General features: G+C 33.6%; 16 protein-coding genes, 5 other RNA genes and 2 pseudogenes. All 23 read right to left on the minus strand.

Annotated elements, in window-relative coordinates; translation table 11 throughout:
- Window positions 1-2 precede the first annotated feature (2 nt).
- Window positions 3-1,709 carry a primase-helicase family protein gene (locus K6984_RS21905; RefSeq protein ID WP_221897434.1) on the minus strand — a complete coding sequence of 569 codons (1,707 nt, stop codon included), beginning with the start codon at window positions 1,707-1,709 and terminating at the stop codon, window positions 3-5.
- Window positions 1,710-1,966: 257 nt separating this feature from the next.
- Entirely contained in the window at window positions 1,967-3,313 is a 1,347-nt protein-coding gene (locus K6984_RS21910) for a DEAD/DEAH box helicase (RefSeq protein WP_221897435.1), read from the minus strand.
- A gap of 84 nt (window positions 3,314-3,397) precedes the next feature.
- Complete coding sequence (locus K6984_RS21915) at window positions 3,398-3,592, minus strand: VRR-NUC domain-containing protein (protein ID WP_221897436.1); 195 nt, start codon at window positions 3,590-3,592, stop codon at window positions 3,398-3,400.
- A 146-nt stretch (window positions 3,593-3,738) separates the two neighbouring features.
- Entirely contained in the window at window positions 3,739-3,936 is a 198-nt protein-coding gene (locus tag K6984_RS21920) for a hypothetical protein (protein WP_221897437.1), read from the minus strand.
- 21 nt (window positions 3,937-3,957) lie between these two features.
- An RNA gene (locus tag K6984_RS21925) (hammerhead ribozyme type II) lies at window positions 3,958-4,032 on the minus strand.
- Window positions 4,033-4,035: 3 nt separating this feature from the next.
- Complete coding sequence (locus K6984_RS21930) at window positions 4,036-4,515, minus strand: hypothetical protein (RefSeq protein WP_221897438.1); 480 nt, start codon at window positions 4,513-4,515, stop codon at window positions 4,036-4,038.
- A gap of 578 nt (window positions 4,516-5,093) precedes the next feature.
- Complete coding sequence (locus tag K6984_RS21935) at window positions 5,094-5,333, minus strand: hypothetical protein (protein ID WP_221897439.1); 240 nt, start codon at window positions 5,331-5,333, stop codon at window positions 5,094-5,096.
- On the minus strand, window positions 5,330-6,373 hold the full coding sequence (locus tag K6984_RS21940; RefSeq protein WP_221897440.1) for a DUF2800 domain-containing protein: 1,044 nt from the start codon (window positions 6,371-6,373) through the stop codon (window positions 5,330-5,332). The genes K6984_RS21935 and K6984_RS21940 overlap by 4 nt, the downstream gene beginning before the upstream one ends.
- A gap of 2 nt (window positions 6,374-6,375) precedes the next feature.
- Window positions 6,376-6,771: a hypothetical protein gene (locus K6984_RS21945; protein ID WP_221897441.1), complete on the minus strand. Its 396-nt coding sequence runs from the start codon at window positions 6,769-6,771 to the stop codon at window positions 6,376-6,378.
- A 98-nt stretch (window positions 6,772-6,869) separates the two neighbouring features.
- A complete protein-coding gene (locus K6984_RS21950) occupies window positions 6,870-7,271 on the minus strand; it encodes a hypothetical protein (RefSeq protein WP_221897442.1) in 402 nt (133 codons plus the stop codon).
- Entirely contained in the window at window positions 7,268-7,474 is a 207-nt protein-coding gene (locus tag K6984_RS21955) for a hypothetical protein (protein WP_221897443.1), read from the minus strand. Before K6984_RS21955 ends, K6984_RS21950 begins: the two co-directional genes overlap by 4 nt.
- Window positions 7,471-7,746 carry an SEL1-like repeat protein gene (locus K6984_RS21960; RefSeq protein WP_221897444.1) on the minus strand — a complete coding sequence of 92 codons (276 nt, stop codon included), beginning with the start codon at window positions 7,744-7,746 and terminating at the stop codon, window positions 7,471-7,473. Before K6984_RS21960 ends, K6984_RS21955 begins: the two co-directional genes overlap by 4 nt.
- A gap of 109 nt (window positions 7,747-7,855) precedes the next feature.
- Entirely contained in the window at window positions 7,856-8,065 is a 210-nt protein-coding gene (locus K6984_RS21965; RefSeq protein ID WP_221897445.1) for a hypothetical protein, read from the minus strand.
- A 48-nt stretch (window positions 8,066-8,113) separates the two neighbouring features.
- Entirely contained in the window at window positions 8,114-8,287 is a 174-nt protein-coding gene (locus tag K6984_RS21970; RefSeq protein WP_221897446.1) for a hypothetical protein, read from the minus strand.
- A gap of 635 nt (window positions 8,288-8,922) precedes the next feature.
- Window positions 8,923-8,984: hammerhead ribozyme type II (locus K6984_RS21975), an RNA gene on the minus strand.
- 3 nt (window positions 8,985-8,987) lie between these two features.
- Window positions 8,988-9,740 carry a pentapeptide repeat-containing protein gene (locus K6984_RS21980; RefSeq protein WP_221897447.1) on the minus strand — a complete coding sequence of 251 codons (753 nt, stop codon included), beginning with the start codon at window positions 9,738-9,740 and terminating at the stop codon, window positions 8,988-8,990.
- A gap of 92 nt (window positions 9,741-9,832) precedes the next feature.
- Window positions 9,833-9,894: hammerhead ribozyme type II (locus K6984_RS21985), an RNA gene on the minus strand.
- 79 nt (window positions 9,895-9,973) lie between these two features.
- Window positions 9,974-10,210, minus strand: a complete 237-nt coding sequence (locus K6984_RS21990) for a hypothetical protein (RefSeq protein WP_221897448.1) — start codon at window positions 10,208-10,210, stop codon at window positions 9,974-9,976.
- Window positions 10,211-10,229: 19 nt separating this feature from the next.
- Window positions 10,230-10,291: hammerhead ribozyme type II (locus tag K6984_RS21995), an RNA gene on the minus strand.
- Between the two features lie 69 nt (window positions 10,292-10,360).
- Window positions 10,361-10,630, minus strand: a pseudogene (locus tag K6984_RS22000) (pentapeptide repeat-containing protein); the annotation flags it as partial.
- A gap of 74 nt (window positions 10,631-10,704) precedes the next feature.
- Window positions 10,705-10,766: hammerhead ribozyme type II (locus K6984_RS22005), an RNA gene on the minus strand.
- 121 nt (window positions 10,767-10,887) lie between these two features.
- Window positions 10,888-11,065: pseudogene (locus K6984_RS36960) on the minus strand (pentapeptide repeat-containing protein); the annotation flags it as partial.
- Between the two features lie 821 nt (window positions 11,066-11,886).
- A complete protein-coding gene (locus K6984_RS22015; RefSeq protein WP_221897449.1) occupies window positions 11,887-12,411 on the minus strand; it encodes a hypothetical protein in 525 nt (174 codons plus the stop codon).
- Window positions 12,412-12,532: the final 121 nt, after the last annotated feature.

Here is a 12,532-nt window from a genome sequence, read left to right on the forward strand (position 1 = left end):
CTTTAAAAATCATAGTTATTTTCTTCCTCAACATCATCTTTAGGCTGATAAATACCAGAACTAACTTGTGATATATGAATTTCCATCCTTGCATAATCTTTCTTTAGTTCTTCTCCTAATTTATCCTCATTCTTTGACCAAAAACGCGTGGATAATGATTTAATTCTAGGTCTCTTATGTGTAGTAAACATAGATTTATCTGCTTGTAATAATTTCTTTACATGATTATCTTTAACTCCATTAAAACTATCATTATCTGAATAAATATCTATCAACCTAACAAGCTGTTTTAGCGTGAAAGACTCTACAGGAATATCATTTATTATGTCATTATAGTTTTCCTGTGCTTCACTAGTAGAGTTCCCAATAAGTCTTGCTCTTGACTCATTATGGATTGAAGTCTGAAAGTTAAAGTCTTTTAAGTCTAAACCTCTCAAATAGGTGTTCAACTGATTAATACCTCCTGTTTTTATCCAGTCATAATGGATATTTGTTACTTCAACTGTCATTTTAGGACAATCAGTATCAAATACATTAATCCTTCTATCCTCCTCAGTTAGAACAATTGCATCATGATGGTTAGACATAAAGAAAAAGTTTGTGAACACATCAACCGTATCTTTTCCACCATACTTCCTATTTACCTCAAGAGTGTTTTCTGTTAAGTAATCCCTGATCTTATCTGATACAGCATACTGTTTAGCTCCTTCTTCTCTTACCTCCTCAATAGCGCATAATATCGACTCATGAAAAAAGTCTTGGAACTGTCCTGCTGAACCATCACCACTAAGAACACTTAGCTTTGTCTTCTTAATATTACGTGAACCTATAATTGCACTTAGGCATTCTAATAGCCAACCTCTACCTGTACCATGATTACTTGATATATGAAGCGGTGTTACCTTACATCTTTTATATGGGAATTGAATAGTATAGGCCATCCATCCTATAAACCATTCTCTATCCTTCTTATCTGGAAACAAAAGCTTCATACGATTAAAGAATATATCTAGCTTATCAGTCCCTTTATCCTCTTTCAGTTCTGGCATGTGAAAATTATTAACCCATTGAATGCCTTCGTGCTCATACATTCTTTCTTTTCCAGGGTAATAGCGCACACCCCTTGCACTTAATCTATCTTCATGTTTTAACCAAAGTTTAGATAAGTCATGAAACTTTCCTTTTCCGTTTTCATCATTAGTAAATAGAGTCTCATTAGCCCTAGAAGAGTTAAACTCTTTTAAGCTACATAGAGACTCATGTGCTGGCATTTCAAGGTCAAAAACACCATCCCCCTTCTGTATATGAACATATCTCTTAACATATTTATCTAATTCCTTATAAGTTTTTTTAACAATATCTAAATCTTTGTTTATATTAGTTACAGTAGCCAAGTTATTACTTGCAGGACGTTCATAAGGCTTCATGTCCGTATCCTCTTTAGTTAGGAACGCACAGTCTATAGATGTTATTGACTGTTCATCTGAAAGCCCTACTTCCTTTGCAACTACTAATAGTTCATTCCTACACACTTCATATAAATCTTCTCTACCATTAACATAAAGATATTGAAAGCTTAATGCAGATGCTTTATTTAGTTTTTTACTTCTGTGGTTTCCTTTTGATACAATTACTTCTCTTAATTGCTTTTTAAGCATTTCATCAACATGATTATCTTGACTATCTAATTCTTCTTCTCCTGTTTTCATTATTCTAGTCCTGTTTTCATTTATTATTATTGACCAATATATTCATCACTATACTGTTCAGCCTTTCGTTCTCTTTAAATATAAACTCTGTAATCTTCTCTCTAACTAAATACGAAATTCCTACGCCGTTATTTGTACAGACATATCCTCTAGCTTTTCTAACCGTTTGGGTAGATAGTTTTGTAGACTTCATTATATATGCAGGTGAGTAGCAATCTAAGAAATCTCTAATCTCTTTATCGTTCAAAAGTCTCATTTTATTTATACCTCAGTTGTTTTATAAGTTTGTTTTGTATCTCTGATTTTTTTTTCAATGCAGTCATAACATAAGTATCTAACTTTCCTTTAGCTATAATATGTATTATGCGTACTTTATTTTTCTGTCCTTGCCTGTATAGCCTGGCATTGAACTGCTCATAAACATCTAATGACCAGTTAAGCCCAAACCATACGACTATTGACCCTCCGAATTGTATGTTTAATCCATATCCAGCACTAACCGGATGACCTAACAACATCTTTATCTCACCCTTGTTCCATCTATCTATCTCCTTGCCTGTTCTTGATATAGTTACAGACTCTTTAAACTCACTCTGTAGCCTTTCTAAGTCGCTCTTGAAGTTATATGCAACGAGAATATTATCGTCCGGATAATCATCTCGTATCTGTCTTAAGGAATTTATCTTTTCATCATGAATGATATGATATTTATCATCCTCATAATAAACCGCACCATTACAAAACTGTAAAAGCTTATTGCCAAGAACTGCTGAGTTTGATGCAAATATATCCTTTCCGCTATCTAACTCATAAACAAATGTCTTTGATAGCTCTTTATACATTCCATTAATTTCTGGTGTAAAGTCTATCTCATAGGTAATATTTTCACGTTCAGGCAACTTTATATGGTCTTTTGCTTCCATACTTATACACACATCTGATATTAATTCCTGTATCTCACCCATTGCCTCAGGCTTCAATAAATAAACATGCTTACAGTAATGAGCTTGCGTGCAAAATCGTCCCCTGAATGTTGTTATATTCTTACCTAGTCTTTTACCCCCATCTATTAAGTAAAGTTGTGACCATAAGTCCATATGTCCATTAGGAGCAGGTGTTCCACTAAGTAACAATAAGCTGTTAAATGAGTCGGTTACTTTCTTTAATGCTTTCAAGCGATTAGACCCATGTGATTTAAATGACGTAGATTCGTCGATAATGCACATATCAAAACCACGCATTAAACCGTTTTCAGTCATCCATTTTATATTCTCCCGGTTAATTATATAAATATCTGCTTTCTGTTTAAACTTATCCATTCTTATGGATGGTGAGCTACCGGTGCAAATAACCACTTTTAAGTGCTTTAAATGCTCCCATCGTTCTGCTTCCTGCTTCCATACTGTATTACATACCTTTAAATGCCCTATAATCAATACTTTAGTTACTAGAAAATCATCTAACATGTCGCTTGCAACTGTTAATGATGTAAGTGTTTTGCCTAAACCCATATCAAGAAAAAGACCGCATTTCTTTCTGTCCTTTGCATACTCTATAGCATTAACCTGATATGGATGAAGCATACTCCTGTTAAGTAGTGTCATTATCTGCTAAATTCATTATGATGCTTAAATATTTGTACTGCGTAATCATAATCATTAACCAGATAACAATACATGCCATACTTACTACATAATTTTTTCCATGATATGCTTCTGAGCTTCACTCACAACACCTTTTTTTGTCTTGAACTCTATAAATAATGCTTTACCATCTTTATAAAACACTCTATCTGGATACCCTTTTGAGTATGTCTTAACATTCCCCCATCCCTTACTCTCCGCATAATCACATACTTTCTTTTCAAGTTTAGATTCTTTCATTTTAATTTCCTGTTTTAGTTAAATATCTTTTGCTATCTCTTGGATAACATAGTCCTTGCAGATAGGTTGTATGGTATCTTTTTTGCACCATATATTTAATGCTAACGTTTCAACTACAGTCTCGCCCTTATCTCTCAAACTATTCATTAATGAATCTGATACGTCCCAGAACTGATAATCTGAGTAATATTCATTTCCATATAATCATATTCAAAGAAATCCAAGAAACCAGAGAAATCATAAAAGTTTAAGTTATCATAATTAACTGAATCAGTGACCATTGTAGTTAAGCATGAGAAAACATCATTTTTTACTATTTCTTGTGCTTTTTCTAAAGTATTCATTTTGATTTCCTGTTTTATTTAGTTAATCTGTCTCTTCAGTATAAGGCGATTAGTCCTTATAGACACCCCAAGCTATTAACCTGGAGTGTTTCGACTTGGTTACTCTCTATGGCAGTCAAATGTATAAGTGATTACAGGCTCTTCTTTCTTTAATGCTTCTGGTGGATAAGGTGGGTACACCTTATGCTCTTTCACAATGCACTGGTCGGTCTCATGAGAGTCTGTGTCAACAACATAATGATCTGCTACACAATTATCTTCATTTCCCTCAGTAGAGCATGGATGCCACTTGACAGTATTATCAAATGATTGATGCTCTTTAATTCCAACATTCACCCAAGTACCTGTTATTCCCCAAGCGTATGTATATCTATATTGAGTTCCTCCAGGTCTCAACTGCTGACTCTCACATATAAGAGTTAATCCAGCATAAACCCCAAAACAACCCCATGCCGACCAAGTTACATTAATAAACTTGTCTGTGTCGTTTACGATTCTAATGCTACCGCCATTTGCACTATGTGCGTTGAATGATGACAGCATTAGCCCAATTGCTACTACTTTTAATAGTTTGTTCATATTATTTCCTATTGTTAAAATGGTACATCTTCAAATTCATTATCATCACTACCTAAGTCTTCAAATTCATCTACGTCATTACTTTCACCAAACTGATCTCGCCATGCTCTAAAGAACTGAACACCGTTTAAAAGTTAGCTAAAATTTCGTTTACCTCCTTTCTTATGGTTTGAATACCAAAGCAGATATTGAAGCATTGACAATAGCACCCAGCATATATAATGCTCGTCTGATACTCCATATTGAGCTTCTTTATTCGTACTGTATTCATCTACTAGTAAGTCTTTGCTATCTGTTCTTTGCCTTTGATAACCCAATTACCTAGTGTCTTCTGGATAGGCTACGTCATCACCATCTCTGATAAAAAGTTTTATTACTATGGATTAATTGACCCTTAATATCACCATTGTTTTCTTCTTTGCAGTCTTCTATCATTTTTTGAATAAGTGCATAAGTTGTCACGTATCTTTTTATCAAGTAAAAATGTGCATTGATATTTAGCTTTCTTCTCCAGTCTTAAATTACAGCTTTTGTCGAAAATTGATGGGTATGAACATCTTACGTTTTTAATTAACATTTTATTTTTCCTCTTTTAGTAATTGAATTTCTAAGCGTAACACTCCAAAATTAGACTCCATTAGCTCACGGTCTAAACGCCTAAAGCTGTCATAATATCCGTGCTTATATGGGTCAATCTTATTTCTATGAAAATCCTCGTCAAGGTTATCTTCAAGATCATATATTTCTTTTTTAATCTTAATTATCCTATCCTCTAATATATCTATTTCATATTTAATCTCATTAATATCTACTTTCATGTTAAATCCTCAAATTCATCAGTTAATGACTTACGCTTGTCTGATTCTTTAGCTAGCGTAGGCTTGCCACTTGTTCTTATTGTCATGCCATTCACTTCCTCCTTACTTAGTAACTTTTCAGCCTGAGATAGCGTTATAGGTTTATTTATGAATGCCTTATCTCCTAGCTTTTCTTTTAATTCAATTAGTCCCTCCTCTGTAAATTTTCTATTAGTTCTAGCTTCAACTATTTTATAGCCATCGAAGCTATTGCCTTCGTTGATTGACTTGAAAGCATAATCTTTGGCTGTTTTTATTGCCATATTGATTAGCTTCTCATTATCTAAAATATATTTTAATGTTTCATCATCTCCTGAATTATCAATAACGTTAGTTGTTATGCCTAAGAACTCTTTACATTTTATCTTTGCCTTGCACCATTGACATTGCTTTAATCCTGTAATCCTTGGCGCATTAGCATCAATAGTTGCCATTGATGCCTTCTTAACCTCTTCACCGAACTCTAACAGTTCATCTATTGTGATCTCATACGTTGATATATTATCCATTCTAGGCTGAAATATATGGATGATGATGTTATCTATCGACCACATGCAATTAGTGGTCTGGTAGCATCCTAAAGCGTACAGCATTAATTGCTTGTTCTCGAAAGCATCAACCTTTATGCCTGCACCATACTTAAAGTCAATTATATGAACAGTTGATTCTTCAAGGTCAACAATCATTGCATCAACTGTTCCAAACCCATCCTCAACATAATAAGAGAACTCTACACGCTTCTCTATATATAATGACGCTTCATCCTTTACTAGGCTTCTTACATAATCGACATATGACTTGCAATAACTAACCATTTCATCATCTTGTTCTATGTTATGAGTAATATCACCCATGAGCATAGACTCGCACATCTTATGCGCCCTTGTTCCCTCTTCTGAATAAGTTGATGATTGGCTTTCAATACCTTGTTGTGCTTTTATGCTTCCAGGGCAATTCATCCATGTATCAGCTCCGGACGCTGATCTAAGTGCGTGCTCCATTTCTATTCTCCTACTTCTTTAATTAAGCTCTCAATTCCTGACTTTATCTTATCGAAATCTTTAAACGAACTAATATCAGCCATCTGTTTTACTCCTGCACTGGTTAATACTGCTTTAATATCCTTAGAATCTGCTTTTCCTGCTTTCACAAGTCCAATGGCATAAGTCTTTAATTCTAAAACCTGATCTATTAATGAAGCACCATCAACTTTTACTATTGCTTTATCATCGTTAGACTTAGAATCGGATATGGCTTTTAACTCTTCTGCTGTTCTTTCTATCTCCTGTTTAATAGGTATGTTAGGGATTAGTCCATTTTGTTTATGGCTAATTATTAATAATTCCGATAACTCTTTGATTGAATCATTCAAGTTATTTATTGATTGTTCTAAACTCATTTTATTTTTCCTGTTTTATTAATATAATCTGTCTCTTCAGTATAAGGAGATAATTCCTTATAGACGCTTCTCAGCGTTTCGACTAGGTTAAAAGTATTCTACTTAATCATCACAATAAGCTTTGTAAGATTTATTACTGCATACTTAGAGTTCTGATCTGCCATGTTCATTGCAGCACTAGCAACCTCGTAATCCTTTTTAGTAGCCTGATAGAGCTTAACGGCTGCTTTATAGTCAACAACAGTCTTTTTATAGTTATTAAGAGCATCATCATGAGCTTCAATATAATCTTTATTAGCGTATATTACTGGTACACGATCAACCGGTTTACTCTTGAATGAGCAATAAATCAGGTCTAAAATCTCAGGGTGATATTGTTTTAATACCAATACTCCAATCGACACATTAAGGATAAGTGCGCATATAAACAATGGAATATAAACCTTAATAACATTTATATTTTTTATGACCTTTTTATTTTCTAATTTATTTGTATTCATTTTCTTAATCCTTTTCTAACAGTTTCAAGCCTTTGTTGTGCGTAGTAAGTTCCTGAATGCTTGCTTGCAACCTCAAGTAAATCGATTGCCATATGAGTTAAACCCAAAGATAGGTAGTGCTCAGATAACTTTACTAATGAGATGTAATCATTTCTTCTAGCTTTATCAATCGTATATGCTAAATATTCTTTTTCAATTCTCACTTTAATGCTCCTATTTTAGTTAATTTATTCTTATAAACTTCATGCCATAACATAGCTAGCTCATTATCTTCATAGCAACCGATACCATGAAAGTTCATAATTGAGAAAACTCTAGCAGCCTCAATATCCCCATGTTCTGCAGCCATCTGAACATATTTATATTCAAGATATGGATATTCACGGTCTCTATAGTGTTCTGCCAATTCATTCATTGCAGACAAACCGCCATTATCTGCCTCCTGTTTAAGCTCTTCTAACTCTTCACTATTCATTTTATTACTCCTTTGACGCTAAAAGCCCATTTTGCTGAATTTAAATCGCTGCATGTTTCGCATTCATGACATTTTTTACATCTTTTACACTCTATACAAAAAACACATATTACGCATTCAGAACAATTATCACAATCATGGCAATCAGTACATTCATAGCATCTTTTACATGAGACACAATCATAGCAACCATGACACTTAACGCAATAAGAACACTTAACGCACTTAGAGCAAGCATGGCACTTATAACAATCAACGCACTTAACACAATCAGTGCAGTTATAGCAATTAACGCAGTCCACACATTGGAAGCAATCAACGCACCCAATACAGTTTATATTCCCTTGCGCGTCGGGTTTTCTATCTTTCATTTTATTACTCCTGTTTTAGTTAAATCTCTCAACCGTTTATTTTCTTCAAATAATAATTTATTCCTTGCTCTTAACTTATTATTATCAATCACAAGATAACGTTCATCATTTTCTTTAACTTCTTTTAGATCATCATCTACTTTTAGAGCTTCATCTAATAGCTTGAACATACTACGTGCATGCAAAATTGGATCAGTTTTAACAAAAGTATAATTTTCGTTAATGAATGGAGATGAATCTATTTCATTTTATTACTCCTGTTTTATTTACAGATAGACTGACGAAACTGTAAAACATGATTGTAAACATGATTGTAAAAAGCATCATATTCAGCTGGATAATTTAATTTAATAGCCAATACTATGATTGAAGTGATTAAAATAGATAGCCCAATGCAAAAGAATATAATAAAAACACATTCTAATAGTTTATTAATCATTTTCTTACTCCTGTTTTAGTTTAATAATCTTGATTTTAAAAGTTCTTGGTGCGATTTAATTAATTTCCACTGTTACCATCGTTATTAGATTTAACAATGGATATTTCACTCTTTAAGTTTCTGCAATACTCACAGTCCACACAATTAAAGCAATTATTACAAATCTTGCAATCCTTACAACCTACACAATCACTGCAACTTTTACAAACCTTACAATACTTACAGTTCACGCAACCATTGCAATTATTACAAGTAGTGCAGTCAACACAATTTGTGCAATTAAAACAATTTATACAATTAATGCAGTTTATATTGCCATTCTCGTCTGGTGTTCTATCTTTCATTCTATTATTCCTGTTTTATTTAGTTAATCTGTCTCTTCAGTATCAGGAGATAATTCCTGATAGACGCTTCTCAGCGTTTCGACTTGGTTAAAATATTGTTACTTCGTCTGTGATCGCTGAGTCAATCTGTTCTTGTGTGTAATTAGCGCCATTTAAATCAGCACCTATTAAATTAGTACGTATCATATTAGCATCTATTAAATCTGCATCTATTAAATCTGCAAATCTTAAGTTAGCACCTCTTAATTTATCACCTCTTAATTTAGCACCTCTTAATTTAGCACCTCTTAATTTAGCACCTCTTAATTTAGCACCTCTTAAATCTGCATCTATTAAATCTGCACCTATTAGGTTAGCACCTCTTAAATCTGCATCTATTAAATCTGCATCTATTAAGTTAGCACTTCTTAAGTTAGCGCCTCTTAATTTAGCACCTATTAATTTAGTAAATCTTAAATTAGCATCTATTAAGTTAGCACCTATTAAGTTAGCACCTATTAAGTTAGCGCTATTTAAATCTGCACCTCTTAAGTTAGCATCTATTAAGTTAGCACCTCTTAAGTTAGCACCTCTTGAATCTGCGCCATTTAAATCTGCACCTCTTAAGTTAGCACTTCTAAGATCTGCATCTATTAAATCTGCATCTATTAAGTTAGCACCTCTTAAGTTAGCACCTCTTAAATCTGCATCTATTAAATCTGCACCTCTTAAATCTGCATCTCTTAAGTTAGCACCTCTTAAATCAGCACCTCTTAAATCAGCACTTCTAAGATCAAGACCTCTTAAATCAGCACTTCTAAGATCTTTACGATTAATACTAGATTCTTCAACTGGTGACACTTAATTTGTGGGTAATAAATAATGTCCCCATAAATGCTTTTTAATATCAATTTTATTTATCATGCTCATTTTCTTCTTCCTGTTTTAGTTTAGTTAATCTGTCTCATCAGTACCAGGGGATAATTCCTGATAGACGCTTCTCAGCGTTTCGACTAGGTTAAATATCTTTTCAATTAATCTCTTACCTTATTCTCAATTTCCTTCTTATAGCACTTATCTCTATAATCAAATCTTTATACTGTATTGCATAACCTCTTGCTAGTTTTAGCATCGATCAATTCTGCTTCTAACTCTTCTATAACGTCAAACATCCTTTGATCTATTTCTACGTAGTCTTCTACTCTATGACTTAGGAGTTTTAAATTTCTCTCTAATGAAATCCTTAATTCATCATATCCTAACTTAACAGTAATAGAACTCTCTACTAAGTCATAGAAATGTGCTTTTTCTTCAATTGTTATTTTATTCATTTTATTTGTTCCTATTTAATATAATCTGTCTCTTCAGTACCAGGGGATAATTCCTGATAGACGCTTCTCAGCGTTTCGACTTGGTTAGAATATTGTTACTTCGTCTGTGATCGCTGAGTCAATCTGTTCTTGTGTGTACTTAGCACATCTTAGATCAGAACTTGTTAGATTAGCACCTGTAAGATTAGCACCTGTAAAATCAGACATCATTAGATAAGCTCCTAATAGATTAGCACCCCTTAAATTAGCACCCCTTAAATTAGCACATGTTAGATTAGCACCTCTTAGATCAGCACCTCTTAGATCAGCACCTCTTAGATCAGCACCAGTCAAGTCAAAACATCGTAGATCAGCACCTATTAATTTAACATCCCGTAGATCAGCACCTCTTAGATCAGTGTATTCAGATGCTGGGGATATCTCAACCGAGTAAATAACGTCATCGTATCTGTCTTTTTATCTCTACTATTTTCATTTTATTTATTCCTATTTAATATAATCTGTCTCATCAGTACCAGGGGATAATTCCTGATAGACGCTTCTCAGCGTTTCGACTTGGTTAAAATATTGTCGTTTCGTCGGTAATACAACATTTTTTCTGCCTTTGTGTGTAATTAGCGCCATTTAAATCAGCACTTATTAAATTAGTACGAAATCAATATGCAGCATAATCACATTAAATCAGCACCTCTTAAATCAGCACCTCTTAAATCTGCATCTATTAAATCAGTAGCACCTCTTAAATCATGCATCTATTAAGTTAGCACATCTTAATCTGCATCTATAATCAGCACCTCTTAAGTTAGCACCTCTTAAATCAAACCCTCTTAAATCAGCACTTCTAAGATCAAGACCCTCTTAAACTCAGCACTTCTAAGATCTTTACGTTAATACTAGATTCTTCAACTGGTACACTTAATTTGTGGGAATAAATAATGTCCCCATAAATGTTTTTAATATCAATTTTATTTATCATGCTCATTCTCTTATTCCTGTTTTAGTTTTAGTTGTTGTGGTTGTTGGCGTTTTCTCTTAAGTTGTGTCTAGTATACCTTATTTGATTTATAAGTCAAATTTTTATTTATATTTATTTTAATTGCTTATTCTATTGGTATGTCAACGCCCAGCTATTGAAATCCAGTGTCGCACTCTAAGCTATTGATTATTAACTACTTAATGCCTTACCGCGCCACTGCGCCACTGGATTCTAGAAACTTTTATTTTTTTTATTTTCTTGTCGCAATTAAGGGTCAATATCAATGACTTACAGTGCGACCACTGGATTTCATTTCAGTGGCGCACTAGTGGCGCAGTGGCGCACTTTCGTACAATTATTGGTCAATTACCTGCGCCACTGCGCCACTACTGCGCCACTGGATTTAAGTGCAGTGTCGCACTCTAAGTTATTGATTGTTATTTATTTATAGAGAATTGCGCCACTGCGCCACTAGATATGAAGAAACTAATATAATTTATAATTATATTAAATAAGTTAAATAATAAGTATTATATTGTCATATAAGTCATTATATTAATTATTACAGTGGTACTTTTTTCTTTCCTAGGAGTTTTCCGGAATCCAGTGGCGCAGTGGCGCAGTAGATTATGAATAATAGCTTATTTAGTTCCAGATCATGGAGGGCTAGATCATAAAACTGGGCGTTATCATCTAAACGTCACTCAATCACTTCAATGCTGTTCTTAAAGTTCTTTTCATGCAATATCTTTAATATCTCTCTATTGCTGTGAACTTCTTTGCTCCTGAATTGGATAGTATGCTTTTTAAATTTAGTGATAGATATATGGATATAACCTAGTTGATTAAGCAGTAATGCTTTGTGATAGCTACTAATCCTCGATAGTCTTACATTCCTTTGCTCTACCTTGAGCCAGAATAGTCTCACCGCTAGAATGCCTGGTGCTGGCATAAATGGCTGTATTCGTTCTATAGCCTTAGCAACTTCTGGTTTTAGCTTGTGATGATTATCACCATAAGCACATCGATATCTAATGAATTGTATCGGATGATCTACGTACTCTATTCTTACTAATGCTCTCTTGATGTACCAAGTAAGCACATGACGTGCATCAATAGACAAACTACTGTCATACCTAACCTCAAGTATTAACCTATCAACGTCGTGCGTTGTGGTGCATTTTCTTAGCTTTCTCTTCATCACTTCTAATATTTTAGTACTCATTCTATATTGCCTTTATGTGCTCATGGATTAATGGCCTTGATTGTATCTGATTCTATTATTTGAGGTTAATCAATAATATGCTTATTGCTTGTACTACATTATTAGCAATGGCTAATGTTGT

It is taken from the genome of Bathymodiolus japonicus methanotrophic gill symbiont (assembly GCF_019721995.1).
Taxonomy (GTDB): Bacteria; Pseudomonadota; Gammaproteobacteria; order Methylococcales; family Methylomonadaceae; genus Methyloprofundus.

What these genes read in the sequence shown, in the direction of transcription:
- K6984_RS21905 (WP_221897434.1), bottom strand. Translation starts at nt 1,709, where the DNA reads ATGAAAACAGGAGAAGAAGAATTAGATAGTCAAGATAATCATGTTGAT.
- K6984_RS21910 (WP_221897435.1), bottom strand. Translation starts at nt 3,313, where the DNA reads ATGACACTACTTAACAGGAGTATGCTTCATCCATATCAGGTTAATGCT.
- K6984_RS21915 (WP_221897436.1), bottom strand. Translation starts at nt 3,592, where the DNA reads ATGAAAGAATCTAAACTTGAAAAGAAAGTATGTGATTATGCGGAGAGT.
- K6984_RS21920 (WP_221897437.1), bottom strand. Translation starts at nt 3,936, where the DNA reads ATGAATACTTTAGAAAAAGCACAAGAAATAGTAAAAAATGATGTTTTC.
- K6984_RS21930 (WP_221897438.1), bottom strand. Translation starts at nt 4,515, where the DNA reads ATGAACAAACTATTAAAAGTAGTAGCAATTGGGCTAATGCTGTCATCA.
- K6984_RS21935 (WP_221897439.1), bottom strand. Translation starts at nt 5,333, where the DNA reads ATGAAAGTAGATATTAATGAGATTAAATATGAAATAGATATATTAGAG.
- K6984_RS21940 (WP_221897440.1), bottom strand. Translation starts at nt 6,373, where the DNA reads ATGGAGCACGCACTTAGATCAGCGTCCGGAGCTGATACATGGATGAAT.
- K6984_RS21945 (WP_221897441.1), bottom strand. Translation starts at nt 6,771, where the DNA reads ATGAGTTTAGAACAATCAATAAATAACTTGAATGATTCAATCAAAGAG.
- K6984_RS21950 (WP_221897442.1), bottom strand. Translation starts at nt 7,271, where the DNA reads ATGAATACAAATAAATTAGAAAATAAAAAGGTCATAAAAAATATAAAT.
- K6984_RS21960 (WP_221897444.1), bottom strand. Translation starts at nt 7,746, where the DNA reads ATGAATAGTGAAGAGTTAGAAGAGCTTAAACAGGAGGCAGATAATGGC.
- K6984_RS21970 (WP_221897446.1), bottom strand. Translation starts at nt 8,287, where the DNA reads ATGTTCAAGCTATTAGATGAAGCTCTAAAAGTAGATGATGATCTAAAA.
- K6984_RS21990 (WP_221897448.1), bottom strand. Translation starts at nt 10,210, where the DNA reads ATGAATAAAATAACAATTGAAGAAAAAGCACATTTCTATGACTTAGTA.
- K6984_RS22015 (WP_221897449.1), bottom strand. Translation starts at nt 12,411, where the DNA reads ATGAGTACTAAAATATTAGAAGTGATGAAGAGAAAGCTAAGAAAATGC.